Origin of the sequence: Bradyrhizobium sp. cf659 (assembly GCF_900113725.1) — a bacterium.
Classification (GTDB): domain Bacteria; phylum Pseudomonadota; class Alphaproteobacteria; order Rhizobiales; family Xanthobacteraceae; genus Bradyrhizobium.
Genome location: NZ_FOQJ01000006.1, coordinates 144,794 through 168,996, shown reverse-complemented (window position 1 = coordinate 168,996; position 24,203 = coordinate 144,794). Strand labels below are relative to the sequence as shown.

Below are 24,203 nucleotides of genomic sequence, written 5' to 3'. Positions count from 1 at the left end.
CGGCACTATGGAGCTGTTCACCAACCAGGTCCTGGCCGGCATCGCCACGGGCGCGATCTACGCCTGCATGGCGCTCGCCGTGGTCATGATCTACCAGGCCATCGACCATCTCAACTTCGCGCAGGGCGAGATGGCGATGTTCTCGACCTTCATCTCCTGGCAGCTGATGCAGTGGGGCATCCCCTACTGGGCCGCTTTCGTCATCACGCTGGCGCTCTCCTTCGTCGCCGGCATCGCGATCGAGCGCATCCTGTTCAAGCCTCTGGCGAAGGCGCCGGTGCTGACCAACGTCGCCGGCTTCATCGCGCTGTTCGCGATCATCAACTCCTCGGCCGGCCTGATCTGGGACTTCACCATCAAGCAATATCCGACCCCGTTCGGCTCCTCGCCGTTCCTCGGCTGCCAGCTGATCTCGACCCACCAGGCCGGCATGATCGGCGTCACCGTGCTGCTGCTGCTCGGCCTCTACTTCTTCTTCCAGTACACGCGGATCGGCCTCGCCATGCGCGCGGCCGCCTCGGTGCCTGAATCGGCCCGCCTCGTCGGCATTAACACGTCCTGGATGATCGCGCTCGGCTGGGGCATGGCGACCGCGATCGGCGCGATCGCCGGCATGCTGATCGCCCCCGTCGTGTTCCTCGAGCCGAACATGATGGGCGGCGTGCTGATCTACGGCTTTGCCGCCGCAGTGCTCGGCGGTCTCACCAGCCCGTTCGGCGCCGTGGTCGGCGGCTTCCTGGTCGGCGTGTTCGAGAACCTCGCCGGCACCTACATCCCCGGCGTCGGCAACGAGCTGAAACTCCCGATCGCGCTCGCGCTGATCATCTCCGTCCTGGTCGTCAAACCCGCTGGTCTGTTCGGCCGGCACATCGTCAAGCGAGTTTGATCATGAGCGCAGCAGAAGAAGTCGTCGCCGAAGGCCACCAGGCGGTCGAGGCTGTTCCGAAGCGGGCCATGACGCTGGGCACCGGCACCTCGCTGGTGGTGCTCGCGGCACTGCTGATCGCGCCCGTCTTCGTCAAGAACTTCATCATCTTCCAGATGACGATGCTCCTGATCTACGGGCTCGCGGTGCTGGCGCTGAACATCCTGACCGGCGGCTCCGGCCAGTTCTCGCTCGGCCAGAGCGCGTTCTACGCGGTCGGCGCCTATACGACCGCGGTGCTGATGGAGCACTTCAACGTCAATTACGCGCTGACGCTGCCGATCGCCGGCGTCGTCTGCTTCGGCTTCGGCTTTCTGTTCGGCCAGCCGGCGCTGCGGCTCTCCGGCGTCTACCTCGCGCTCGCGACCTTCGCGCTCGCAACTGCGATGCCGCAGCTCCTCAAGCTGAACGTTATCGAGCACTGGACTGGCGGCGTGCAGGGCCTCGTCGTCACCAAGCCAGACGCGCCGTTCGGCTTGCCGATGTCGCAGGACATGTGGCTGTACTATTTCACGCTCATCGTGACGCTCGCGATCTACATCTTCGCGGTGAACCTGCTGCGTTCCCGCTCGGGCCGCGCCTTCATGGCGATCCGCGACAACGAGATCGCAGCTTCCGCGATGGGTGTGGATGTCGCGCTCTACAAGACTCTGGCCTTCGGAGTGAGCGCCGGCATCACCGGAGTGGCGGGGGGGCTGAGCGCCATTGCGGTGCAGTTCGTGGCGCCCGACAGCTACACCTTCCTCCTCGCGATCTCGCTGTTCTTGGGCATGGTGGTCGGCGGCGTCGGCTGGCTGCCCGGCTCGTTCGTCGGCGCAGCCTTCATCATCTTCGTGCCGAACATGGCGGAAAGCATCTCCAAGGGCCTCTCCGGCGCCGTGTTCGGCGTGCTGCTGTTCCTCGTCATCTACCTCGTACCGCACGGCGCAAGGCAGTTCGCGATCCTTGCTCAAAGAAAGACTTTGTGAGATGACGAGAATGCCGAGCGATCAGCAGAAGCCGTTCTAAGAAATTGACCGCTTAGGCCAGCATAGGAGTCGCGCGATTCATGACATTCATTCTTACGCCAATTTCCGGCGTCCGCTTTGTGAGACACCTTGAGCCATTCTACACTCAAGAATTTCATAATGATATCAACGAGGCAGTTGGCGGGATGCTGCACAATTGGGTCTGGCGTGTGCTCGATTGGTATGGGGCGATTGTGCCCGGCTACTTTCGATTCTGAGTTATCGCCATGAGACGGCTGACCTGATCGTGCTTCAATACACGTGAATATCGGGCCGACCGCGCGAGTGCTAGTACCGGAGCAAGTCTCCAATCGCAGATCTTTGCTCTTCGGTAAGCGATACTTTCGCTCGCGTTTCGGCATCGACATAGATGTGCGTGAATTTACAAACGGCCGATGCCTTGCCGGCAGCTTCGCCAAATATCGCGAGCTCGTATGTGATCGAACTGCTCCCCAGTCGACCCAACCGAATGCCGATATCGACCGTTTCCGGAAAGCCGACCGGAGCCAAAAATTCGCATTCACTGGCGATACAAAGCCCGATCGACGTCTGACCTGGCGCACGGAGAATTCCACGCTCGATCGCCAGAAGGGTCAAGGCAGTGTCGAACCAGCTATAGTAGGTCGCATTGTTCACGTGTCCGTAGGCATCACAATCGGCCCAGCGGCTTGAGATCTTCGTCCACCAGAAGAAGTGTTGGCGACGCTCGTCGCGCGCCGGACGCTCGGACATCGTAGATGCTCCACTGCAACTCGTACATGCTGAAGCTTGCCTAGCTTGTAGGATCAAGGGAGGCAAGTCGCGAAGAAGCGGACGCGCGTCGATACGCGCCCGCAAAGACGTCCGGATGGTACGATGCATGCATCGAGAGCTTCACTGGCCCCAGGTCTGGCGGCCAGTTGACAAAATAACATCATGTTAGGTTCCGGTAACAAACGAATAATTGTCCCGGGTCAGTGACACGCTATCGTTGCAGGCCCGCAAATCGAGAGGGATATGTCGATGTGGACCACGTCACGGAATATCATCTGGTCCCTTCTGCTGCTGTTAGTCTCGAGCCAGCTTACGGCTGCGCTGGCCGAGCCACTGTCGTGCGACGATGGTATCAAGCAGGCGTTTCGTCCTGATGAGAATACCAGCGTCGTCGCCGTTCGCTTGGTGAAAAAGAGCGAGGAATTGCTGGCCTCGGACGCGCCGACGCCGATCACGGCGGCCGCCGACCTCTGCCTGGTCAAATTGCTGGTCGGCCCCGGCGTCACTGCGGAGAAGGACAAGTCGGCGCGCTCGCATTCCGAAGGCATCGGCATCGAAGTCTGGCTGCCGACACCCGCCAACTGGAACGAGCGCATCCGCAACTATGGCGGCGGCGGCTGGGTCGGCGGCGGACATCGCTATGCCGACAAGATCGGGAGCAAGGTACCGGCTATCGTCAATGCCAACGTCGGTTATGCTTCCGGCACCACCGATGCTGGCCAGCCCTGGTACCAGGACGGCTCCTTCACGTTCTTGTCCGACGGCAAGGTGAATGCCGAGGCGCTGCGCAGCTTTTCGGTCGATGCGATGGTCGAGCAGGCGGTCAAGACGAAGGCTTTGGTCAATTTCTATTATGGCAAGGCGCCCAAGTTCGCCTATTACGATGGCCATTCGCAAGGTGGCCGGCAGGGCATGAAGATCGCTCAGGAATTTCCGGAGCTTTATGACGGCTATCTGATCGCCCAGCCCGCGCTCAGCATTGCCATATTCGGCACCGCCTCGATCTATCCGCAGATCGTGATGAAGACCGAGCTCGGCTTCACCGCAGTCAACAAGGCTGAAGCGGCCGCCTTCGCGTCCAAGGTGGATGCGATCAACAAGCGCGCGGTGGCGACCTGCGACAAGGCGGGGCTCGGCTTCCTGCTTGATCCCTTTGCATGCGATTACGATCCTGCGCGCGATGCGGCGGCGCTTTGCACGGGGGCGGCGGGGACCGGCGTCACCGGCAGCAGCAATGATGCCGCGACCTGCATGAGCGCCAGTGAGGCGAGGGCGCTCGGCAAGATCTGGTACGGCGCGACGCGCGATGGCAGCGTCGATGCGGCGCAGAGCCGCGATGCCCGGAGCGGAAAATCGCTCGGTAGCAATCAGCTCTGGTGGACGTTCACGCGCGGCACCGCGATCACCAGCCTGATCAAGAGCGCGTCCACGGACAGTCTGGCGCTGGCCTTGCAGGACGTGCGCTATGCCGCCGATGCCAGCACGACGTCGTCGATCCCGATCGCGAACGGCTCCACGAATGTCCGGAACAAATGGCTCGAACTCGACTATGCCGGTGTTGCCGCTGCCATCGACAAGAACGTCGCGCTACAGCCGACGCTCTTTGCGGGCCTCGCCACTGACAAGGCCGATCTCGCCAAGCTGCGCGATCTCGGCCGCAAGGTGATCGTCTGGAGCGGGCTTGCCGACGACGCCATCCCGCCGGCGGGCAACGTCAATTATCATGAGCGCGTGGTGGCGGCGATGGGAGGTCATGCCGAGGTGCGGAAATTCATGCGCATGTACCTGTTGCCCGGCGTCGCGCATTCCTCTCAGGGACGCGCTTATGCGGCCGGGGGCCGCAACGATGCGGTGCCGTTGCCGAAACTGCCCGGCAATGCCAACCAGAAGCCCGCTCGCGAGCAGGACCAGTTCTTCTCCGCGCTGACGGACTGGGTCGAGAGAGGCGCAGCCCCGGAGGAGATCATGCTGGTGTCGCGCGACAACAGCGTGAGCTATCCGGCGTGTGTCTATCCGCTGATGACGACATGGAACGGCCGCGGGCCGGCAACGCAGCCTTCAAGCTTCAGCTGCCGCTAGTCGCTGCAGGGCGCTGACACGACACCAAGCGTTGCGAGCCGCTGTCGGTGCCGGACAGCTTCCGTCGCCGCCGCCCCTTGCGCGGAATGACTGCCGATCGGCGTGACGCGCCGCAATGGTCGATCAGGGTCCTCCAGCTAACTGCTGTTCAGTCTTCCAGATGATCGGCTCTCCGCGGGCGGCTTCCACTCCGGCTGCCGGCAGCGGCCCTTGATCACCGGCTCTGGTCGATTGTTATTCGGCGTGCGGTTTGACCCCCGATCGGCGCCGAAGGTTGACCCCCGCCAACACAGCAGAATTCATTGAACCATCACGGGCATGTTCATCACGTATGGGGTCAATGTTGTAAGCCGATGGGGGTCAAAGTTCGGCGCTTATTCACAGTGGGAGCCGGCAAAGCTGCGGCGAGCATGGCTCAGGCCTTCGAAGCCGAGTGGCCACACCCGGTTGGAGGGGGTTGTGGGTACGCGCTACGGCCACTGCGCCAAGCCCCGATCGATCGAGGTGGTTGAAGACATTAGACCAGCTGGCACTTAGGACGAACCTGCGCCCCTTGCAAAGCGCCCCTCCAAGCTGGCAGCTCTTGGCGCAAAGCGGCCGCCCCTCCGCCTCGCTGAATTTCAATCCGGACTTAGGTCGCTGATCGAGACAATTCGTTATGCGGGCGGCTCAATCTACGGACGGCGAAATTAGAGGCGGGGTTAATGGGGCAGTTCCGTCCCGGTATCGTCAGGCAACGAAGGTCTGTCCTTAGCTGGTATACGTCAAGATAATCCCAGCGCTCCGGCTCGAGCTCCTCGAGCTCGGAAGGAAGGTCAAAGGACATGTTCGGATCAAGCGGCAGTTTCCGCTCTACGCCGCCGAGAAATCGAACAACGGTCCTCGTCAACTCATTGCAGTATAGGCTCAGAGCACGCGTCGTGTTTTCGGTACGGTCGACATTGTGAGGCCCGACGTAATCGTAAAGCAGCCTGTAGCCATGTCTCGCGATGCGGTCGTGCGCAAGCAAGCGGCGCACGTCTTCGGTCGCGTGGATCGGTCGTGGCGGCTTGATTTCCACAGGCGTGGTCTCAGGCAGAACTTCAAGGTCGTTGGTCATGTCCGATACGATCCTGTTGATCGCGGCATCGGGATCTTTGCGCATCGCTCTCTCGTGTGGAAGCGCGCCAGGTAAAGATGAGCGGGCAACGTCAACCAGCTCGGCTGCACTTCTGGCGAGCGCCGGAATGACATGGAGCCGGGCGTTCTGCCCTCGGCTCGCGACGAGCAGGAGCGCGCTCCATAGGTTTCGTGGGGCGGTTGCTTCGACGGCTAGGCGTGCCTCCGCGGAGAGGCCTCGAGCTTCCCGCAGCGAAAGCACGGCTTCGCTAAGGTCAATGCCTGCTGACCGCTCGGGACCGAACCGTCGGTTTTGGGATAGTTCTTTAAGTCGGCGCGGATCGTCGCAGACGACGAATCGCGGGGCGTCCTCCGCCAAGTTGGGCAGGCTACCGAATTCCAGCAAGCCTCCATGCGTCATCTTATCGATAGCGTGCCGCACTAGGCCTGCTCGCAGGAGCCGTACGGCTTCAGTTGAGCGACGATCCTCACTGGTCAAGGCAGCTTTCGTCGTGGTTCGGTCGGCAGCGTAGGCGGGGAGATGCCGGCAGACCACTCCGGTCTGATTGCTTTGGTCGTGGCCAAGGACGAGTTCGGTACCAATCTGCCTCGTGGCTATTATGAGACGGGCAAGCTGGTAGTCGTCGATCAGTTCAGCATGAGGTACTATGACCGGCCGGTTGGTGCGGAGGCATACGTCGCGCCTGCGACCCTCGGCGCGCAGGTCCTGCGATCCCGTCACCGCCATTTCGACGGTACCTGCAATAGGGGCACAAGCTGCAAGTTCAATTTTGGCGGCGTCACAGTCCGAGAGCTTCGCGCCAAGGATGAGTGGTCTCTCGCGTCGCGTCTCGACGCACCACTCGAGCATTTGGGCGAGCACGTCATTCCCGTTAATCCCGGTGAACGTTCTGATCTGGCTCTCTCCTGAGCGGTCAATGAGGGCAGCCGCGCGTGTCAGCAGGCGATGCATGCGCCGGGTCGTGACATAGCGTGGCTTCCTATCGTAACCCGGGTCGCTCAGCGTGATGATGTTTTGATCGGTCAGAATGCGGGCCGCGTTTGCATCTTGATCTGCCTCACTGTCGAGGAATTTCGCGCAGAGCCGCTCGATCTCCGCGGTGCGTAACGAGGATCGCCCCCGCAATAGCGTCTCAATCAGGCGGGACGGACTGCCTTCGATCGCGCGGACATTCTCTGCATAGGCGTGGCTGCGGTTAAACGCGATCTGTTCGTTGGTCTTGTTGATGATCTTGCCACTACCATAGACGACCGGTGACAAGTGCTTGCCGGGTCTGGGGGCAATGGGATCGACAACAAGGTCGATCCCGAGCTCATGGAAATAGCTCTGCTGAACCTCCCAGCTGAGATCCGGCCAATGGACACCCTCGACAACGTCCGTATCGTAATTTCCGGCCGTGTGACGGACGCGTGCGATGAAGTCGCGGAGCTTCATCCCAAATACGCCGTCACGATCGACGGATCGGAGTGCGAACAGGGCATGGCCATGCCGATTAACGCGGGCTTCGTGGATCGCGAGGTGGATCGGGACCGCCTCCGATCCACGGGCAGCGAGAACGACCCTCCTCAGGATCTCAGCGGCTTCGTCTATTGAGACCTCATCTGACGGAGGAAGCGCCAGAACGAGCCCTAGGCCCACCTGCGGGCGTCGCTTTCGCGCAGTAAGTGGAGTGCGGACCTTGCGCATCTCGGCCTCGTCGAGCGCGACCGCGAGTGCGCTACGATCCCGAAACGCGGGTGAACAGCCTTCCGGCAATATGACCTCTTCCCACGCCAGGTCAGCCCGAAGATGCGAGTAGTCTAAGGGCTGCTCGAAGCGCGGATCATCGATGACGTTACGAGCTACGTAGGCGATAGTGCTGGTCGCGCCACCGTGCTCGGTCAGGTGGACAGGAGCCAAATATGCAAACGGAATTGCCATCTAAGATGCCCGAAATCATTTTGTATATTGAGCTCGGAGCTTTCGGAAACTCGCAAGGAGTATTGCTCGTGTTTCCCCGAATAATTTCCTTTTGCGCTTGCCGAGCCGCGTGATGGGCTACTTCCGTTAGCAACAGGAGGTCCCATGAGACGTCGTAATCCCATCAAGAAACTTGAAGCATCCGAGCTCGTCCTCGCGCGTATGCGCGAAGACCGCGCTCGCCTGGATGCAGAGATCGCATCCCTGGAACAGCGCCACGAAGCTGACGTCCAGCAGTTCGTGATAGAAGCCGTGAAGCGTCTCAATCTGACACAGGTGCCGGCTGCCAGCCTTCTTGCCGGCCTCGAGCAGCTCGCGCAGGGCGCCGGCGTGGATCGCCCGGTGTTCGATCCGGGTGGCGTCAGCGCTGACGCCGGTCCTTCCAACGATCCTCGCCAGGAGCTCGTCGAGGTGTTCGTTCGGCTGAGCCGGAACGCCTCCGCGGCTAATCGCGACATCCTCACGCGCGAAGGCTGCCACTGGAATGGGCGCTCCGCTGGATGGAGTGGTCGTGTCACCGCTGAGGCCTTGCAGCGCTTGCGCGCCGCCTTCCCCGGTCGCGTGGAGGGGCCCGATGGGGAAAGCTCCGCAACCCGACCGGAGGGCAACGCCGGTCCGGAGGTCGAAGCCGATGCGCCGCCGCTCGCGTCGCCCGAGGTGCCGCCGGCGAACATGGAGGCCGCCGCCGTTGCGCCGGCCGAGGACCGCGTTGCTCCGCAGACGATGAACATGGAGACGGAAGTCCCGCCCGCGCAGCCGGCGGTCTCCGCGGCGACGCGGCTGGTGGCCTCGCCGTACCGCTCCACGTTGCCGCGCCGCCCGTTGCCGACCTAGCCGATCGAAGGCGGCTGCTACCCGAAACAGGTCATCAGACGGGTGTTCTGATGGCTTGCGAGGTGGGGCACAGGGCTGCTACACACCTCTCGTGTCGCTCCATTTTCTAGAGTGATTTCAGGCGCCTGAGAGCGGCGTCGATCTGGCTGAGTACCCTCCCGCCCCAGCCATAGCCAACGCGCTGATTCGATTGAGTAAATTTCGTTGCTCGAATTGGAAGCTTCACCGCGTTTGGAAATTCATGTTGCCCCGCATTTGGCAATTCTGCGCTGGGTTCGTTTTCGTCGAGGCTCACGGAAGCGTTCGTGAAATTACAATGCGGCCCGACTTCTCAAAAAGCGAATTGAGCGCCTGAACGCTATCTGCGAGTGGCGTTCCCGCCTTTGCTGATCGAGATCATGGTAGAGCGTGCCGAGCGTGGCCTCCTGCGCAGTCGATGGTTATTCTCGGCCGCGATGGTAGAGCTGCGTACTGCGCGAATGATGGACGATCCGCTATGATAGCGGATACGCTAGGCCCGCTCCCTGTGGAGGTTCTGGCGAAAAGCTTCTGCCGTCCTTCACCGCATCACTATCAATAGCAAAGCTATAATCAAAATCAGCGCAGCAAGACATAGCGATAGCTTCAAGTAGTGCGGTAAGCGGACGGGGTTGGATTCTCTTACCGTTTCGTACTTCCTGGCTTCTCGAATGACGGTCTCAATGGCATTTCGAGTTTCGGCGGAAGCTCCCTCGGCCAAAGCACGTGCCGTCTTTTCAAGTTCTTTGATGTTGCTCTTTTGCATGCAACGACGGGACCTCGAGAGTGGTACATCCACAAATATCAAGCCGCGGTCGGAAACCAGCGACTTGGCCGTCATGTTAGTATGGATACCTGCGTGCTGTGGAGCGAGAATTTCAGGAACGTGCGACGGATGCCCATTTTCGGCCGGATAAGTCCCGGGTAGCTCACTCCTAATCAGCGGGCCCCAGGTTCGAGCGCTGGTGTGCCCACCCTTCCGGGGCTCAGCTGATGCTGGGCTTTTTCGTTTCTCGCGAAAGAACAAGCCGCGTCTCGTGCCACGGTTTCCGTGGTCACACGCCGCACGGCCAGATTGTTGCTACGAACGCAGCCGTCTCGCCCGGGCTTTAGAGCATCGGCTCGAACTGGCAGTGCACGAGCATCTCGGAGACCGAGGCATTGTTCGGCAGCATGAGCGCGGTCTCGGCCAGGCGGGCGATGTCGCCCGGCTGGCTCATCTCGTGGCGAGGGATTTCGTCGTCGTTCAGCGTCATGTCGGTGGCAACATAGCCCGGGCAGATCACCGTCGCCCGAATTCCCGCCGCGCGCCCCTCGCGGCGAATGCCGTGGGTGAGGGCGACCACGGCGAACTTGGTCATGGCGTAGCCGACATTGCTTCCCACGCGCTTTCCGGAAAGTGACCCCAGATTAATGACCCGCCCATGACCGCAGACGGCCAGATGAGGCAGGCTGGCCCTGACGAGGCGCAGAGGGCCCTTGACGTTCACGCGCCACATTTCATCCAGTTCGCTCTCGCCCTCGTCGGAGACGCGAACCTTCGGATTGATTCCGGCGGCGTTGACGATGGCATCGACGCCACCCCACCGTGCGACCGTCGCGTTGACCCACGCGGTCGGGCTCTTGGCGTCTTCGGCGTCATAACGATGCGTCATGAGTCTCTCGCTCTCCGCGAGGCGGCTCGGGTCGCGAAGCCCCGCCGATACGCGGAAGCCTGACGCCAGGAGCCGGTCGACGACGGCGCGTCCGATGCCGCGCGAAGCCCCGGAGACCATGACGATCCGATTGCCGACTTCCAACATCCGAGTCCGTCTCCTACGGGTGAGCCAAGAGCATCGCGAAATGTAAGGGGATACGCGTGACGGCGAGTAAGAGAAATTCACTCTGCCGGCATTGGGCGTGCTTATGGCTCGCGAGCCGACGACTTCGGCCAGGATATTGGATGTCCTTATGAGGGCAGAACAAATCCGCTCTATGCGCGCCTCGGCCTCCGCACGTAGCTTTCCGCAACTCTGCCTGACTGCAAAAGAACCCTGCGGATGGGATTTTCGGACTATCGAACGGCGTTGGTGACGGGCGCGTCCTCGGGTATCGGGGCCGCGACGGTTCGGCGTCTCCGCGCGGAGGGGATCGAGGTTCACGCGCTGGGGCGTGATGCTCGCCGGCTGGCAAGCCTGTCGGCCGAGACCGGATGCCGCGCATGTGTCGTCGATGTCAACGATCTCGGCGCTTTGACGCGGCTCGCGGCTTCGGCCGAGTTCGACGTTCTCATCAATAATGCCGGCCAGTCGCGGCGCGGCACTATCCTGGACACCGCACCTGATGATGTCGACACGCTGGTCGACGTCAATCTGCGCGCGGTCCTGCACCTGACGCGGCTGATCGTACCTGATATGGCGAGCCGCAACCGCGGCCACGTCGTCAACATCTCGTCGATCGCCGGCCACTATGCCTTCGGCGAGAACGCGACGACATTCAATTCATCCGCGGCCTATCACGCGACAAAGGCGGGAATTCATTCGCTGTCGCAGCAATTGCGCGTCGATCTCTACGGGACCTGCGTTCGCGTCACCGAAGTCTCGCCCGGACGTGTGGCGACGAGCATCTTCCAGAACCAGAACGCTGCCGACAATCCGGATGCCCGCTTCGTGGGTGGGTTCGAGACGCTCCAGTCCGAGGACGTCGCGGACGCGATCGCATTCGCGGTGGGCGCGCCGACGCGGATGAACGTCGCGACGATCGAAATCGTACCAACGTTCCAGGTCGTCGGCGAATTGCGATTCGCGAGCCGATCCGAGGCCGCGCGATTGAGAGAAATGAGAAGTGGAGCTGACAATGCCTGAACTCGCAAACCGCCTCAAGACCGTAAAGGTGTCGGCCTCGGCGGCGATGACGGACAAGGCGCGCGAGCTCCGGGACGCAGGCGTCAAGATCGTCGGCCTGTCGTCCGGCGAGCCCGATTTTCCGACGCCGCCGCATGCGATCGAGGCCGCGCATCGGGCCGCGCTCGCGGGCGACACCAAATATCCCGCGCAGCCCGGGACCGTCGCGCTCAGGACTGCGGTGCAGCGCAAGTTCAAGCGCGAGAACAATCTCGACTACGCCCTTGACGAGATCCTGATCGCCAATGGCGGCAAGCAGATCATCTTCAACGCGCTGTTCGCCACCTGCAATCCCGGCGACGAGGTCGTCATTCCGGCGCCGGGCTGGATCACCTATGCGGACATCGTTCTCCTGGCAGAGGCGACGCCCGTCGCCGTGCCGTGCCCCGAGAACAACCAGTTCAAGCTCCGCCCGGCGGACCTGGACGCGGCGATCACGCCGCGGACGAAGTGGCTGATCCTGAATTTTCCCAACAATCCGACCGGCGCGGCGTGCACGCGCGACGAGATGCGCGCGATCGCCGACGTCATGCTGAAATATCCCGACGTCTGGATTCTCACCGACGATATCTACGAGCACCTTACTTATGATGGTTTCGAATTCTGCACCATCGCGGAGGTTGAACCGAGACTCAAAAACCGCGTCGTGACCGTGAACGGCGCGTCGAAGGCCTACGCCATGACCGGCTGGCGCGTCGGCTATTGCGGCGGCCCCAAGGACCTGATCGCGGCGATGAACAATGTCCACGGTCAGGCGACCGGTGGAATCTGCACCCTGAGCCAGGCGGCGGCGGTTGCGGTCCTGGATGGGCCGCAGGAGTTCCTGAAGGAGCGCGCGGACATCTATCGCGACCGGCGCGATCTGGTGGTCAGGCTGCTCAATCAGATCCCCGGCATCACCTGCCACAAGCCCCAAGGGGCCTTCTACGTGTTTCCGAACATCGCCGGCTGTATCGGCAAGACCACCAAGGCCGGGCGGCGGTTGGAAACCGATTCCGACTTCATCTCGGCTTTGCTGGAAGAGCAGCATGTCGCGGCCGTGCCCGGCGGCGCCTATGGCATGAGCCCGTACTTCCGCATTTCCTACGCGACCGACACCGATTCGCTGAGGGAAGGCTGCCGGCGCATTGCGAGCTTCTGCGAGAGCCTGCGCTGACGCGTCAATATGTCAGGGGGCTTGGCCCTCGGCGGAGAACCAAAGATGCAGCCAGCGGCATTCGTCGACCAAGATCGGAGCAGTATGCCGAACCAATTGTCATAATCCTTCCTGATGCCCCTAAACGAAGATGTTCTTGGTCCTGTAGGGTGCCGACGCATAAGCTTTGTGCAAAGAGGGGTATTGCCTTGGTATCGCGCAGTCGAGGACGGCCAGCGATGACCACCAGCGACGATGCGGTGGCGATTTTGGGCGTTGAAGCTCCTCCGGCAGCCCGGCGGCGACCGGGGTGGCGCCTGGCTTTGCCGGTCGGGCTCCTTGCCGTCCCGATGTTGGCATTTCTCACATACTTCTTCTTCTATCCGGCGCTGGGGCTGCTGCTCTCGAGCATCCAGACCCAGGACAGCCGCGGCATCATCGGGCGCCCGTTCACGCTTGCGCACTACGCCCGTCTGATTAACGTCGAGCTCTATGCGCGCGTGCTTTGGACGACGCTGCGGATCAGCATCATCACCTCGGCGCTCGCGACGGTGCTCGCCTATCCGGTAGCGCTGGTGATGGTCAAGAGCCGTCCGATGGTCACGCGGATCATCACGCTGATCGTCATTGCGCCCTTGATCGTCAGCGTGGTCGTTCGTGGATACGGCTGGCAGCTCGTGCTCCAGAACGGCCCGAAGGGCATGTTGAACTGGATCTTGATGACGCTGCACATCGTCGACGCACCGATATCGGTCCTCTACACCGAAGTGGCCGTCGTCATCGGATCGCTGCACGTGTTCTTCCCGATGATGGTTCTGCCGCTGGCATCGGCGCTCGGCAAGATCGATCCCAATCTCGAAGATGCCGCCCGCATGCTTGGCGCGCCGTGGTGGAGGGTGTTCCTCCGGGTGACGCTGCCGCTGAGCATGCCTGGCTTCGTGGCGGGCTTTACCCTCGTATTCTCGCTCACGGCCGGCTCCTTCGTCATCCCCGCGATCCTGGGCGGGGCCTCGGCGGTGATGCTCGGCAATCTGATCGAGCAGCAGATCTTCGTCGTCTACGACTGGCCGTTCGGCGCTGCGATCGCCGTCGTTCTCGTCGGCCTCGTCCTTGCGGTGAATGGCGTCTCGATGTGGCTTCTGGAAGGCCGGCGTCTCAGGAGGCCCGACTGATGGACGAGCGGTTTTCAGGCTTCGGCGCCTTCATCCTCTACACCATCACCGTCGGCATGATGCTGTTCATCCTGGCGCCGCTGCTCCTCGTCATGGCGGTGTCCGTTTCCGATTCTTATTTCGTGACCTTCCCCCCGCAAGGCTTCACGCTGAAATGGTACGCCAAGGTTCTCCAGGATCGCGACTTCCTCGAGGCAATGAGGCTGAGCATTCTGCTTGCGCTCGGCACGACAGCGGGCTCGCTCCTGTTCGGCGTGCCCGCGGCCTTTGCGCTGGTGCGGGGCAGGTTCTTCGGCCTGGCGGCGATCAAGGGGTTCTTGCTGTCGCCGCTGATCTTCCCGGCGCTGGTCACGGGCCTGGCGCTGCTTCAGGTCCTGACCAAGCTTGGCTCGCAGGACGCGCGGCTCAATCTCCTGATCGGGCACGTGGTCGTGACGTCGCCCTATGTCATCCGCACCGTCGTCACCAGCCTTCAGCTGGTGGACGAGAACCTGGAGGATGCCGCACGCACCCTCGGCGCGAACCGGCTGACGACCTTCTGGCGCGTGACGCTGCCGCAGATCGCCTCAGGCGTCGCCGCCGGCGGGCTGTTCGCCTTCATGGTGTCCTTCGACAATTATCCGGTCACGATGTGGCTGGCGAACTCGGAATACTCGCCCGTGCCGCTCGTCCTGATGCGGCAACTGGTCAACGTCTTTGACCCTTCCGTTCCTGCAATGTCGACGATCATCATCCTCATGGCGATGGTCGGCGTCCTGTTGCTTGAAAAGCTGGTTGGCCTTCGCCGCGCGCTGGCTGCCTGATGTGCATTGGTAGATGGAGATTGGACCCATGAAGCTGACACGTAGGACTCTCATTAAGGCCGGCGCATCCGCGGTTGCTTTCCCGACGATCATCAGCCGGTCGTGGGCGCAGGACGCCAAGCAACTGCATGTCGGCGTCTACAACTCTGCGCTGGGCAAGCTGATCCAGAAGGAAGTCATTCCGAAATTCGAGGCCGAGTTCAAGTGCCGGGTCTTCACGATCGAAGGCGCGACGCTCTCCAATATCGCCGCCCTCCGCGCCACGCGCGATACGCCGCGCTTCAGCATGATGATGATGGACGACGTCGGCATTCCCCAGGCCAAGCAGGAAGGGCTGATCGACAAGCTCGACGCGAGCAAAATTCCCAATCTTGCGAAGGTCTATCCGCGCTATCTGTTCGAGGAGGATTATGGCGTCGGCTTCTCGATCTCCAGTGCGGCCATGTTCATCAATCCGCAGGTGACCAAGCCGCTCGAGAGCTACGAGCAGATCTTCGACGCCAAGTATCGCAAGCAGATCCTGCTGAACACGCCCAAGAACACCCAGAGCGTGCTGATGCTCATCGTGGCGACGGCGCTCACGACGGGCAAGCCGCTGAAGGAGGCGCAATACCTGGTCGATAGCGGCTGGGACAAGCTCGCAATGCTCAAGCCCAACGTCCTGACGATCTACGACAGCGAGGCGCAGGTACTTCAGGTGGCGCAGGGCCAGGCGACCATCGGCGGCATCGAATATTCGAAGGCGATCTATCCTCACACGGCCAAGGGCTTGCCGCTCGACATGACGTTCCCGAAAGAGGGCGCGTTCACCGGCATCAACAGCATGACGCTGGTCAAGAACGCGCCCGAGCCGGAGCTTGCTTGTGCGCTGATCAACCGCATTCTGGAGCCATCGGTCGCCAAGATGCTGTCCGAGCAGACCCTCAGCGCGCCCTCGGTGGGCGGTATCGACTTCAAGCCGGAGACGGCCAAGTTCCTTGCCTATCCCGACACCAAGGCAACCGATCTCGGGCTGTTCACGCCGGACTGGAAGTTCATCGTTCCGCGCCGCGGTCCGTGGCTGGAACGCTACAATCAGGTGTTCACGAGCTAAGGCAGGGTGCCATGAGGTCTTCCGAAGTCAGGCTTGACCGCCTCAGCAAGGAATACAACCGCACCGTCGCGGTCGACGACGTCTCGCTCACGATCGAGCCGGGCCACATGGTTGCGCTGCTCGGTCCGAGCGGATGCGGCAAGACGACCTGCCTGCGCATGGTCGCGGGGCTGATCCGCCCGACATCCGGCGACGTCTTCGTGAACGACAAGAGGATGACCGACGTTCCCGTGCATCGCCGCAACGTCGGGATGTTGTTCCAGAACTACGCGCTGTTTCCTCATCTGACCGTCGAGGAGAACATCGTATTCGGTCTCGAGATGCGCGGGATATCCAAGGCCGATGCCGCAAGGAAGGTGGGCGAGGCCCTCAATCTCGTCCAGCTGTCGAGCTTCGGGAAACGCTATCCGGCGCAGCTCTCCGGCGGTCAGCAGCAGCGCGTCGCATTGGGGCGCGCCCTGGTGATCGAGCCGGCGATGCTGCTGCTGGACGAGCCGCTCGGGGCGCTCGACAAGGGACTTCGCGAGAGCATGCAGGTCGAGCTGCGTGCCCTTCAGCGCAGGCTCGGCCTGACCACCATCATGGTGACTCACGACCAGGACGAAGCCCTGACGATGGCGGACAAGATCGTGGTGATGCGCGACGGCAAGCTCGAGCAGGTCGGCTCGGCGACCGAAATCTACCAGCGTCCGGCCTCGAAATTCGTCGCGCAGTTCATCGGCGCGTCAAATCTGTTTGAGGGCCCCATCGAGCAGCGAAACGGAAGCGGAGCGGTCATTCGCGTATCGCCCGAATTGAGCCTCCAGGTCGATCAGATACCGTCATCGGCGAGCGACGTGATGGTCTCGATCAGGCCCGAAGCGATCCTCGTCGAGCGCGCTGGCCAGAGTCCGACGGCGCAACGTGCCAATAGCGTGACGGCGCGTGTCGACCAGGTCATTTATCGCGGGTTCGTCAGTCACTACTACCTCAAGACGCCGAGCGGCGGGCAGATCATCGTGTTCGAGCAGAATCAATCGCAGCAAGCGGGACTTCGATACGCCGTGGGCGAGGAGGTTGTCGCGCGGTGGGAGTCCCCGAGCAATCACGTCATTGCCCGTCACTGAAGCTCGGGACGAACGCGGCGTCTCGCGGGCAATCGACATCCCTTATACCCGCAGACGAACATCGTCTTGGATCGGCTTCCGCTGCCTGACTAGATTTGAGGGTGGCGGCGCCGCGGGCGTTGGATCAGCGAGGCCCTTTTGTCGATTAATCAGCCCAGCGCCCCCTTTGTCGGCACGATCGAGAAGAGCCCGAAGATCAGCCTGATCGGCACACTTGCGATGCTGGTCGAGGCGCCGGGTGACTTCGACCTGGTTCAGCAGGGACGCATCTGGGCGCTGGCGGATGCTGTTTCTGCCTGGCCCAACGTCCAGGAAGCCGTCATTGGCGTCACCAATGTGATGCTCGTATTCGAGCGGCCGCCCGCGGATATCGGCATGCTCAGCGCTTCGATCGTCGAACTGTGGCATCGTACGCCGAGCCGCAAGGCCGACGGCAAGATCATCGAAATTCCCGTGGTCTATGGCGGGGAGCTCGGCTTTGACCTGCCGGCGGTCGCGAACCGCGCCGGACTGTCCGAGCGCGAGGTCATCAAGATCCACAGCGAGGGTGACTACACCGTCTGCGCCATCGCGAGCTCCCCGGGGTTCGGCTACCTCCACGGTCTCGATCCGCGCATCCACATGCCGCGCAAATCCGTGCCGTCGCTCAACATGCGGGCGGGTTCGGTGACCATCGGCGGGATGCAGACCGGCGTCGCGGTGCTGACAAGTCCGAACGGGTGGAATGCCATCGGATGGGCCTCGGTCGCGATGTTCGACCCGCAGTCCGAACAGCCCTCGCTCATGCTTCCGGGTGACCGTGTCAGATTCAGGATCGATCGGATCGAGCTGTGATCGAGGTAGTGACCAGTCCCGCTTTCAACACCATCCAGGATCTTGGCCGTCACGGCGCGCGCCGTTTCGGCGTGAGCACATCGGGCGCCATGGATCCCGTCGCGCTCGCGGCCGGCAATGCGCTGCTCGGCAATGACGACGGTGCGGCCGGCATCGAGATCCAGACCTTTCCGTTCCGCCTGCGCTTTTCGGCGGACACCGCGTTTGCGCTCACCGGCGCCGACCACGAGTCCACGCTGGCCGGATCAGCCGTGCGGCCGTGGTGGTGCACGCGGGCGAAGGCGGGCGACATTCTCGCGATTGCCGTGCCGAGGCGCGGGGCGCGCGTCTACGCGACGTTCGGCGGTGGCATCGATGTTCCGCGCGTGCTGGGCTCGCGCAGCACGCATCTGCGCGCAGGGTTCGGCGGGCTCGAGGGGCGCACCTTGGAGGCGGGCGATGTCGTGCCGATCGGGACGCCGCCACGCAATGCTGACGGCCGCTTCGACTTCGGCGTCGCGCCGCCGGATGTGGCGATCGCAGGTTCCGGCCCGGCGGATGACGGTGTGCTGCGGATACGCGTCATGCGGGCCGGCGAGTATGATCTGTTTTCGGAGGCGATGCAGGCGACGTTCTGGTCCACCACATGGAAGATCAGCGCCCGGAGCGACCGGGGCGGATACCGCCTCACCGGAGACAAGCTGACATTGGACGCGCCCGTCGAGATGCGCTCGCATGGCGTGGTGGCTGGTGTCGTGCAAGTGCCGCCGGCCGGCGAGCCGATCATCCAGATGAGCGACGCCAATACGGCAGGCGGCTATCCGAAGATGGCGGCCGTGATACAGGCCGATCTCTGGCGTCTGGGCCAGGCGGCGCCGGGAACGCTCATCGCCTTCAGCGAGGTCAGCTACCAGGAGGCCGTTGCGGCCATGGCTCCCGTCAACGACTACCTCGCGAAGTTGCGTGCGACTGCGGATCTCTATCGAGCGCTTTGAGTGAACGTCAACAAGAACAAGAGCAGGGTGCGAACATGAAAATCGGCATCAATTCGGACATGGGCGAAGGTTTCGGCAATTATCGCATCTGCGACGACGAGGCGCTGATGGGCATCATCTCGTCCGCCAACGTGGCATGCGGCTTCCACGCCGGCGATCCCATCATCATGGATCGCATGGTCCGGCTGGCAAAGCAGAAGGGGGTCGAGGTCGGCGCCCACCCGGGTCTGCCGGACCTGCTCGGATTTGGCCGCCGCGTGATCCAGATGGACGCCGCCGAGCTCGAGAAGCACATGGTCTATCAGATCGGCGCCTTACAGGCGATCGCGGCCAATGCCGGCCACCGCGTGACCCATGTCAGCTTCCATGCTGCGATGGGCAACATGGTCAATGCGGACCCCGATATGGCTGATGTCGTCGCCCGCGCGATTGCGACCATCAATCGCGATTTCATCGTGTTCTCGCAGCCTGATGCCGAGATCGTGCGCGCCGCGCGCAAGGTAGGCCTGCGCATCCTGACTCTGTTCCTGGCTGATCGCGCCTATGACGAGAACGGCCATCTGGTGTCCCGCAAGCTTCCCAACTCGGTCATCACCTCGACTGAAGCCGTGGCCGAGCGGGTCAAGCGGTTCCTGGACAGCGGGACGGTGCAGACCATCGAAGGCAAGTCGATCAAGGTCGAGGCGCGCTCGATCCTGATCCACAGCGACACGCCCGGATCGGTCAATCTCGCCCGCACGGTGCGCCGCGTGATCGAGCAGGGCGGCGGCGAAGTCACGCCCGCGACCGTCTTGCTCAATTGACCGGGCCGCTCCCGGCGCGCGGGCGGATGCGCACGACCGGTGTGCCATAGCCGACAGTTGTGCCGGGCTCCGCGATCACGGCATCGATGGTGCCGGCGGCCGGTGCAACGATGGGCGCGTACAGCAGCCCGATTTTGACCAGGCCGACGAGCGCGCCGGCCTCGATTGGTTGGCCGGGTGCGACGAACGGCTTGTCCCGCCAGGGATGGGCCGCAAGGAAATGTCCTGCGACATCCGCTTTCGCGATGACGGAATGGTCTGTGGCAGAGGCGGCCGCCGCGGCAAGCGTCGCAGCTGCAGCCATCCGGACGCCCGTGTCCACGACGAGTTTCAGGGACTGTCCCGGCTCCTCGATCTCGATCGTGTCGACGCCGGACCTCTCGAGGATCTGCGCCAGACGCTCGATATCGGTCAGCTTGATCGGCATGTTCTGATCTCCTCGACAAGGCGCACGCTGGTCCTGAGCCGATCCAGATAGGCGGACATCTCGGCCTCGGCTGCAAGTGCATCGGCATAGGCAGTTTGCTCGAACCGCAACTTTCCACCGAGCCGCGCTTGCCCGACGCGCCACAGGTCGGCCCGGATCACGGTCGCGATCTTCGGATAGCCGCCGGATGTCTGCGCATCGCGCATCTGGATGATGGGCTGTCCGTTCGGCGGAATCTGGATGACGCCGGGGACGATGCCGTGCGAGCGTTTCTCGATCGGCGCTGTCGGCTTCACGGCAGGTCCTTGCAGGCGGTAGCCGTAGCGGTTGCTTTGGGGCGTGATCTTCCAGCTGCTGGACCAGAAGCGCTCCTGCGTGGCGGCATCGAACCCGTCATATTCCCCGGCGATCACGACCCTGACGACGGTCTCGTCCGCGGCAGCGTTCGGCCGCGCCAGCGTGATCTCGGCCGGTTCGACCCCGAGCTCGCCGATGGTCGCGGTGGGGATGGCGCAGGGCAGGTTGTCGCCGGGCTGGAGCGGCCGTCCGTGCCAGCCGCCGAACTCGCCGCGAAACTGCGTGCTGCGCGAGCCCAGCACCGTCGGCACGTCGATGCCACCGCCGACGGTCAGATAGAGTCGTGCGCCGCGGGGCATCGTCTTGATGCTCAGAATCTCTTCGGCACGGGCGTGCGACCGCCACCATGGCGGGATTGCGCGTCCTGCGATCTCGGCCTCGACACCGGCGCCCGTGAGCGCAAAGGCCATGTCCCGGCCGAAACGAAGGCGGAACGGCATCATCGGGATTTCGATGCCGGCAGCGTTTTCGTCATTGCCGAGAAGGATGTTGCCGGCGCGCAGGGCAACGTCGTCCATCGCGCCCGACGTGCCGACCCCGAAGCGATATTGGTCGAGACGGCCGAGATCCTGGACGCTGGCGGGCCCCGTGACTGACAGGATCTCGATCACCGGATCACCTGCTTGATCTCGAAGTGGATCGTATCGCCCGGCGCGAGCGCGGCCGGCGTCGGCCAGGTCGGATCGAAGAACATCCAGCTCGTATGCCCGATGGCGTGCCAGCCGCTCGGCCCGGGCGATGCGGAGACACCGGTCTGCGATCCGCCGATGGAGACCGAGCCGCCTGCGGAACGCTGTAGCGGCGTCTGCCGCCGCGGCATGGTGATGCGCGGGTCCATGCCGCCGAGGTAGCAGTAGCCGGGATGGCTGCCGAGTGCGAACACCGTGTAGAGCGGCGCGGCATGGATCGACACCACGTCGTCGACGGACAGGCCGCAATGATCGGCAACGGACTGGAGCGACGATCCGATCTCGCCGCCGTAGGTGACCGGCAGGCGGATCTCGCGACCGCCAATCGCGAGGCCTTCCGCCGCGTCCCAGCCGTCGTTGAGGGCGGCGATCAGGTCGTCCAGCTCGCGGGGAGGGGTCTCGAAGGTCAGCATCAGGTTGGTGATGCCGGGAATGGCCTCGCGGATTCCTGGCCATTTCGACGCGGTGGCCGCCAGTGACCAGATGCGCCGCTGGTGCGGCAGGTCGAACGCGCCGGGCGCCTCGAACAGGAGCGCTGATGTCCCGAGCAGGCTGATCCGCGGCCGGTCAGACGCCGTCATTGCGCGGCCACCCGCGCATTCATCCAGTGCTCGAGATGATGGATGTCGTAGCCGCCACGGCAGAACGCCGGATCTGCGAGGATCGCCTGATGCAGCGCCACATTGGTTCGGACGCCCTCGGCGCGCAATTCGGACAGGGCGACGCGCGCGCGTGCCAGGGCCTCGTCACGGGTGCCGCCATGGGCGATCAGCTTGCCGATCAGCGAGTCGTAGTGACGGGGAACGGAGGCGCCGGCAGTGATGTGCGAATCGACGCGGATGCCGATGCCGCCCGGCACGTCCCAGCGCGTCACCGTGCCCGGCGAGGGCGCGAAGGTGGTGGGGTCTTCGGCGTTGATGCGGAATTCGACCGCATGGCCGACACGTGCGATGTCGCCTTGCGCGATCCCCAGCGCCTCGCCCCGTGCGATGCGGATCTGCTCCCTCACGATGTCGATCCCCGTCGTCATCTCGGTGACGGGATGCTCGACCTGGACGCGCGTGTTCATCTCGATGAAGAAGAACTGTCCGTCCTCGTAGAGGAATTCGAAAGTGCCGGCGCCGCGATAGCCGATCCGGCGGCAGGCTTCGACGCAGCTTGCGCCCACCCGCTCGATCAGCGCGCGATCGATGCCGGGCGCGGGAGCTTCTTCGACGACCTTCTGGTTCCTGCGCTGGAGCGAGCAGTCGCGGTCGCCGAGCCAGAGGTGATTGTCGTGCTGATCAGACAGCACCTGAATCTCGATATGGCGCGGCTTTTCGAGGAATTTCTCGATGTAGACCGCAGCGTTCCCAAAGGCCTTGCTGGCTTCCGCACGCGTCAGCGCCAGCGCCTCGTCCAGCGCGTGCTCGTTGCGCACGATCCGCATGCCGCGCCCGCCGCCACCACCGGCGGCCTTGATGATCACGGGATATCCGATGTCCCGCGCGATCGCGCGCACCTCGGCCGGATCATCCGGCAGGGCACTGTCCGGTCCGGGTACGCAAGGGACGCCCGCCATCCGCATCGCGCGCTTGGCGGCGACCTTGTCGCCCATGGTCCGGATACAGTCGGCGGGCGGGCCGATGAAGGTGAGACCGGCGCGCGCGACCCGTTCGGCGAACTCCGCTCTCTCCGAGAGGAATCCGTAACCCGGGTGAATTGCCTGGGCGCCGCTGACCTCGGCCGCGAGCAGGATCGCCGCCACGTTGAGATAAGTGCTGCTCGCCGGCGCCGGTCCGATGCTGAGCGCCTGATCGGCGAGCGCAACGTAGCGCGCGTCGCGGTCCGCCTCCGAGTGAATGACGACCGTCTTGAGGCCCATCGCCCGACAGGCGCGCTGGATGCGAAGCGCGATCTCGCCGCGATTGGCGATCAGGACCTTGTCGAACATCAGGATGAACCTGCAGGACCGATCCGGAACAGGGGCTGCCCTGCTTCGATCTCGTCACCGTTCTCCGCGAGGATCGCAAGCACGACACCGGGCGCCTCGGCGGCGATGTCGATGAAGGTCTTCATCGCCTCGATGATGCAGATCTTCTGCCCCGCCCCGATCCGTGCGCCGACCTCGACCAGCGGCGGCTCGTCCGGCGCCGCGGCCCGGTAGAACACGCCGTGCATCGGCGCCGGCACGACAATGTCGGTGGTCGCGTCGGGACGAGGGCTCTCGCGATCAGGAGCGGGAGCCTCAACGCTGCTCCCGCTCGCGGGGTGTGCCGGGACCGGTGAGGCTCCCGCAGAGGCGCGCTTGAGGATGCGAATGCGGGTCCCGTCCTGCGTGAGGTCCAGCTCCGCGATGGCGGAGCGTGCAACCAGATCCACGAGCTGTTCGATTTTGGGGAGGTCCACAGTCACGCTCCGCGTTGACGGCCTGTCGAGTTCGGGGCGTTCACGCCTCACTCTGCCGGCGGCCGGCTCTTCTGTGCGAAATTGAGGCCGCCGACGACCTGCTGGGTCGGCAGCACTTCCATGAAGGCGACATTCATGCGCGCCGGCGATCCAACCGCGAATGCGATCGAATTGGCGATGTCCTCGGGCTGGAGTGCATCGTAGTCGTCGAAGAAGCGGCGCTTGGCTTCGGCCAGATCACCCAGCAGCCGTCCGAACACTTCCGTCTCGACCCGGGCCGGCGATATCTCGGTGACGCGAACCCTGGTTCCGTAGAGGTCAACGCGCAATTGCTGCGACAGCGAGTGAATGCCCGCTTTGGTGGCATGATACACGGTGTTTCCGCCGCCGAATGCGTAGTGGCCGGCGATGGAGGAGATGTTGACGACATGGCCGCGGTCGCGGCGGGCCATGCCCGGCACGACCAGCCGGGTCAGATGCAGGACCGCGCGCAGATTGACGTCGATGAGCGCATCGACATCCTCCGGCGTCGTGTCCAGGATATTGCCGCGTCGGGACTGGCCGGCGTTGTTGACCAGGACGTCGAACTCGGCCGATTTCGCCAGGGCCGCAAGCGCGTCGAGGTCGCTGATGTCGACGGCGCATGGTCGACAGCCGGTCTCCGCGGACAAGGCGCTCAGGCGAGTGGCGTCGCGGGCCACGGCGTAAACTTCGAGCCCTTCCGCACTCAGGCGGCGAACCGTCGCAGCCCCGATCCCCGAGGATGCGCCCGTCACCAGGGCCGTTCGATAGTCCGAAAATCCCATCCGTGAGGGCTCCTCTGCTACCGTCCAACCCCGAATGGC

At 63.4% G+C, this 24,203-nt stretch carries 24 protein-coding genes; 14 read left to right on the top strand and 10 right to left on the bottom strand.

The window, feature by feature from the left end; genetic code table 11:
• The first annotated feature begins 7 nt into the window (after positions 1 to 7).
• The 3 genes from BM118_RS24925 (at position 8) to BM118_RS41690 (ending at position 2,150) form a co-directional block, all read left to right on the top strand.
• Positions 8 to 886: a branched-chain amino acid ABC transporter permease gene (locus BM118_RS24925; RefSeq protein ID WP_092188242.1), complete on the top strand. Its 879-nt coding sequence runs from the start codon at positions 8 to 10 to the stop codon at positions 884 to 886.
• Between the two features lie 2 nt (positions 887 to 888).
• Positions 889 to 1,893: a branched-chain amino acid ABC transporter permease gene (locus tag BM118_RS24920; RefSeq protein WP_092188240.1), complete on the top strand. Its 1,005-nt coding sequence runs from the start codon at positions 889 to 891 to the stop codon at positions 1,891 to 1,893.
• Positions 1,894 to 1,973: 80 nt separating this feature from the next.
• The gene (locus BM118_RS41690; protein WP_177234663.1) at positions 1,974 to 2,150 is read left to right on the top strand and encodes a hypothetical protein; all 177 of its coding nucleotides are present in this window, start codon (positions 1,974 to 1,976) and stop codon (positions 2,148 to 2,150) included.
• 70 nt (positions 2,151 to 2,220) lie between these two features.
• On the opposite strand, the gene BM118_RS24915 is transcribed toward BM118_RS41690, so the two are convergent.
• Complete coding sequence (locus BM118_RS24915; protein ID WP_177234662.1) at positions 2,221 to 2,664, bottom strand: acyl-CoA thioesterase; 444 nt, start codon at positions 2,662 to 2,664, stop codon at positions 2,221 to 2,223.
• A gap of 270 nt (positions 2,665 to 2,934) precedes the next feature.
• Between BM118_RS24915 and BM118_RS24910 the strand changes: the two genes are divergently transcribed.
• Positions 2,935 to 4,764 (top strand): tannase/feruloyl esterase family alpha/beta hydrolase, encoded by a 1,830-nt coding sequence (locus BM118_RS24910; protein WP_177234661.1) that lies wholly within the window; start codon positions 2,935 to 2,937, stop codon positions 4,762 to 4,764.
• A gap of 631 nt (positions 4,765 to 5,395) precedes the next feature.
• Here BM118_RS24910 and BM118_RS24905 read toward each other — a convergent pair.
• Entirely contained in the window at positions 5,396 to 7,804 is a 2,409-nt protein-coding gene (locus BM118_RS24905) for a MobA/MobL family protein (protein WP_092188234.1), read from the bottom strand.
• A gap of 144 nt (positions 7,805 to 7,948) precedes the next feature.
• Between BM118_RS24905 and BM118_RS40690 the strand changes: the two genes are divergently transcribed.
• Positions 7,949 to 8,677, top strand: a complete 729-nt coding sequence (locus BM118_RS40690) for a hypothetical protein (protein ID WP_143099520.1) — start codon at positions 7,949 to 7,951, stop codon at positions 8,675 to 8,677.
• A gap of 106 nt (positions 8,678 to 8,783) precedes the next feature.
• On the opposite strand, the gene BM118_RS40685 is transcribed toward BM118_RS40690, so the two are convergent.
• Together BM118_RS40685 and BM118_RS24890 are read right to left on the bottom strand one after the other, a co-directional pair.
• The gene (locus BM118_RS40685; protein ID WP_143099519.1) at positions 8,784 to 8,972 is read right to left on the bottom strand and encodes a hypothetical protein; all 189 of its coding nucleotides are present in this window, start codon (positions 8,970 to 8,972) and stop codon (positions 8,784 to 8,786) included.
• Positions 8,973 to 9,804: 832 nt separating this feature from the next.
• Positions 9,805 to 10,497 carry an SDR family NAD(P)-dependent oxidoreductase gene (locus BM118_RS24890; protein ID WP_092188228.1) on the bottom strand — a complete coding sequence of 231 codons (693 nt, stop codon included), beginning with the start codon at positions 10,495 to 10,497 and terminating at the stop codon, positions 9,805 to 9,807.
• A gap of 237 nt (positions 10,498 to 10,734) precedes the next feature.
• Here BM118_RS24890 and BM118_RS24885 point away from each other — a divergent pair, with 237 nt between their 5' ends.
• The 9 genes from BM118_RS24885 (at position 10,735) to BM118_RS24845 (ending at position 19,497) form a co-directional block, all read left to right on the top strand.
• The gene (locus tag BM118_RS24885; RefSeq protein WP_092188225.1) at positions 10,735 to 11,538 is read left to right on the top strand and encodes an SDR family oxidoreductase; all 804 of its coding nucleotides are present in this window, start codon (positions 10,735 to 10,737) and stop codon (positions 11,536 to 11,538) included.
• A complete protein-coding gene (locus BM118_RS24880) occupies positions 11,531 to 12,733 on the top strand; it encodes a pyridoxal phosphate-dependent aminotransferase (protein WP_092188223.1) in 1,203 nt (400 codons plus the stop codon). The genes BM118_RS24885 and BM118_RS24880 overlap by 8 nt, the downstream gene beginning before the upstream one ends.
• 218 nt (positions 12,734 to 12,951) lie before the next feature.
• Entirely contained in the window at positions 12,952 to 13,884 is a 933-nt protein-coding gene (locus BM118_RS24875) for an ABC transporter permease (RefSeq protein ID WP_177234660.1), read from the top strand.
• Positions 13,884 to 14,687, top strand: coding sequence for an ABC transporter permease (locus BM118_RS24870; RefSeq protein WP_177234659.1), 804 nt, complete (start codon positions 13,884 to 13,886; stop codon positions 14,685 to 14,687). The genes BM118_RS24875 and BM118_RS24870 overlap by 1 nt, the downstream gene beginning before the upstream one ends.
• Before the next feature lie 28 nt (positions 14,688 to 14,715).
• A complete protein-coding gene (locus BM118_RS24865) occupies positions 14,716 to 15,780 on the top strand; it encodes an extracellular solute-binding protein (RefSeq protein WP_244550234.1) in 1,065 nt (354 codons plus the stop codon).
• An 11-nt stretch (positions 15,781 to 15,791) separates the two neighbouring features.
• Positions 15,792 to 16,886, top strand: a complete 1,095-nt coding sequence (locus tag BM118_RS24860; RefSeq protein ID WP_092188214.1) for an ABC transporter ATP-binding protein — start codon at positions 15,792 to 15,794, stop codon at positions 16,884 to 16,886.
• Between the two features lie 138 nt (positions 16,887 to 17,024).
• Positions 17,025 to 17,720: a 5-oxoprolinase subunit PxpB gene (pxpB, locus tag BM118_RS24855; protein ID WP_244550233.1), complete on the top strand. Its 696-nt coding sequence runs from the start codon at positions 17,025 to 17,027 to the stop codon at positions 17,718 to 17,720.
• The gene (locus BM118_RS24850; protein ID WP_092188209.1) at positions 17,717 to 18,694 is read left to right on the top strand and encodes a 5-oxoprolinase subunit C family protein; all 978 of its coding nucleotides are present in this window, start codon (positions 17,717 to 17,719) and stop codon (positions 18,692 to 18,694) included. The genes pxpB (BM118_RS24855) and BM118_RS24850 overlap by 4 nt, the downstream gene beginning before the upstream one ends.
• Positions 18,695 to 18,729: 35 nt before the next feature.
• Entirely contained in the window at positions 18,730 to 19,497 is a 768-nt protein-coding gene (locus BM118_RS24845) for a LamB/YcsF family protein (protein ID WP_092188207.1), read from the top strand.
• On the opposite strand, the gene BM118_RS24840 is transcribed toward BM118_RS24845, so the two are convergent.
• The 6 genes from BM118_RS24840 to BM118_RS24815 are packed head-to-tail and all read right to left on the bottom strand — an operon-like array spanning position 19,490 to position 24,164.
• Entirely contained in the window at positions 19,490 to 19,924 is a 435-nt protein-coding gene (locus BM118_RS24840) for an acetyl-CoA carboxylase biotin carboxyl carrier protein (RefSeq protein WP_092188205.1), read from the bottom strand. The genes BM118_RS24845 and BM118_RS24840 overlap by 8 nt on opposite strands.
• Positions 19,909 to 20,892 (bottom strand): 5-oxoprolinase subunit C family protein, encoded by a 984-nt coding sequence (locus BM118_RS24835; RefSeq protein ID WP_092188203.1) that lies wholly within the window; start codon positions 20,890 to 20,892, stop codon positions 19,909 to 19,911. The genes BM118_RS24840 and BM118_RS24835 overlap by 16 nt, the downstream gene beginning before the upstream one ends.
• Positions 20,889 to 21,551 carry a 5-oxoprolinase subunit PxpB gene (gene pxpB / locus BM118_RS24830; protein ID WP_092188201.1) on the bottom strand — a complete coding sequence of 221 codons (663 nt, stop codon included), beginning with the start codon at positions 21,549 to 21,551 and terminating at the stop codon, positions 20,889 to 20,891. The genes BM118_RS24835 and pxpB (BM118_RS24830) overlap by 4 nt, the downstream gene beginning before the upstream one ends.
• Positions 21,548 to 22,903 (bottom strand): acetyl-CoA carboxylase biotin carboxylase subunit, encoded by a 1,356-nt coding sequence (accC, locus tag BM118_RS24825; RefSeq protein WP_092188199.1) that lies wholly within the window; start codon positions 22,901 to 22,903, stop codon positions 21,548 to 21,550. The genes pxpB (BM118_RS24830) and accC overlap by 4 nt, the downstream gene beginning before the upstream one ends.
• Positions 22,903 to 23,358: an acetyl-CoA carboxylase biotin carboxyl carrier protein gene (locus BM118_RS24820; RefSeq protein WP_177234658.1), complete on the bottom strand. Its 456-nt coding sequence runs from the start codon at positions 23,356 to 23,358 to the stop codon at positions 22,903 to 22,905. Before BM118_RS24820 ends, accC begins: the two co-directional genes overlap by 1 nt.
• Positions 23,359 to 23,405: 47 nt before the next feature.
• Entirely contained in the window at positions 23,406 to 24,164 is a 759-nt protein-coding gene (locus BM118_RS24815) for an SDR family oxidoreductase (protein WP_092188195.1), read from the bottom strand.
• Positions 24,165 to 24,203: the final 39 nt, after the last annotated feature.

Excerpts from the sequence above, each read along its gene's own strand:
- BM118_RS24910 (WP_177234661.1), top strand. The coding sequence starts at position 2,935 with ATGTGGACCACGTCACGGAATATCATCTGGTCCCTTCTGCTGCTGTTA.
- BM118_RS24890 (WP_092188228.1), bottom strand. The coding sequence starts at position 10,497 with ATGTTGGAAGTCGGCAATCGGATCGTCATGGTCTCCGGGGCTTCGCGC.
- BM118_RS24840 (WP_092188205.1), bottom strand. The coding sequence starts at position 19,924 with ATGCCGATCAAGCTGACCGATATCGAGCGTCTGGCGCAGATCCTCGAG.
- BM118_RS24920 (WP_092188240.1), top strand. The coding sequence starts at position 889 with ATGAGCGCAGCAGAAGAAGTCGTCGCCGAAGGCCACCAGGCGGTCGAG.
- BM118_RS24870 (WP_177234659.1), top strand. The coding sequence starts at position 13,884 with ATGGACGAGCGGTTTTCAGGCTTCGGCGCCTTCATCCTCTACACCATC.
- pxpB (WP_092188201.1), bottom strand. The coding sequence starts at position 21,551 with ATGACGGCGTCTGACCGGCCGCGGATCAGCCTGCTCGGGACATCAGCG.
- BM118_RS24880 (WP_092188223.1), top strand. The coding sequence starts at position 11,531 with ATGCCTGAACTCGCAAACCGCCTCAAGACCGTAAAGGTGTCGGCCTCG.
- accC (WP_092188199.1), bottom strand. The coding sequence starts at position 22,903 with ATGTTCGACAAGGTCCTGATCGCCAATCGCGGCGAGATCGCGCTTCGC.
- BM118_RS24845 (WP_092188207.1), top strand. The coding sequence starts at position 18,730 with ATGAAAATCGGCATCAATTCGGACATGGGCGAAGGTTTCGGCAATTAT.
- BM118_RS41690 (WP_177234663.1), top strand. The coding sequence starts at position 1,974 with ATGACATTCATTCTTACGCCAATTTCCGGCGTCCGCTTTGTGAGACAC.
- BM118_RS24915 (WP_177234662.1), bottom strand. The coding sequence starts at position 2,664 with ATGTCCGAGCGTCCGGCGCGCGACGAGCGTCGCCAACACTTCTTCTGG.
- BM118_RS24875 (WP_177234660.1), top strand. The coding sequence starts at position 12,952 with ATGACCACCAGCGACGATGCGGTGGCGATTTTGGGCGTTGAAGCTCCT.
- BM118_RS24885 (WP_092188225.1), top strand. The coding sequence starts at position 10,735 with ATGGGATTTTCGGACTATCGAACGGCGTTGGTGACGGGCGCGTCCTCG.
- BM118_RS24925 (WP_092188242.1), top strand. The coding sequence starts at position 8 with ATGGAGCTGTTCACCAACCAGGTCCTGGCCGGCATCGCCACGGGCGCG.
- BM118_RS24905 (WP_092188234.1), bottom strand. The coding sequence starts at position 7,804 with ATGGCAATTCCGTTTGCATATTTGGCTCCTGTCCACCTGACCGAGCAC.
- BM118_RS24815 (WP_092188195.1), bottom strand. The coding sequence starts at position 24,164 with ATGGGATTTTCGGACTATCGAACGGCCCTGGTGACGGGCGCATCCTCG.
- BM118_RS24860 (WP_092188214.1), top strand. The coding sequence starts at position 15,792 with ATGAGGTCTTCCGAAGTCAGGCTTGACCGCCTCAGCAAGGAATACAAC.
- BM118_RS40690 (WP_143099520.1), top strand. The coding sequence starts at position 7,949 with ATGAGACGTCGTAATCCCATCAAGAAACTTGAAGCATCCGAGCTCGTC.
- BM118_RS24865 (WP_244550234.1), top strand. The coding sequence starts at position 14,716 with ATGAAGCTGACACGTAGGACTCTCATTAAGGCCGGCGCATCCGCGGTT.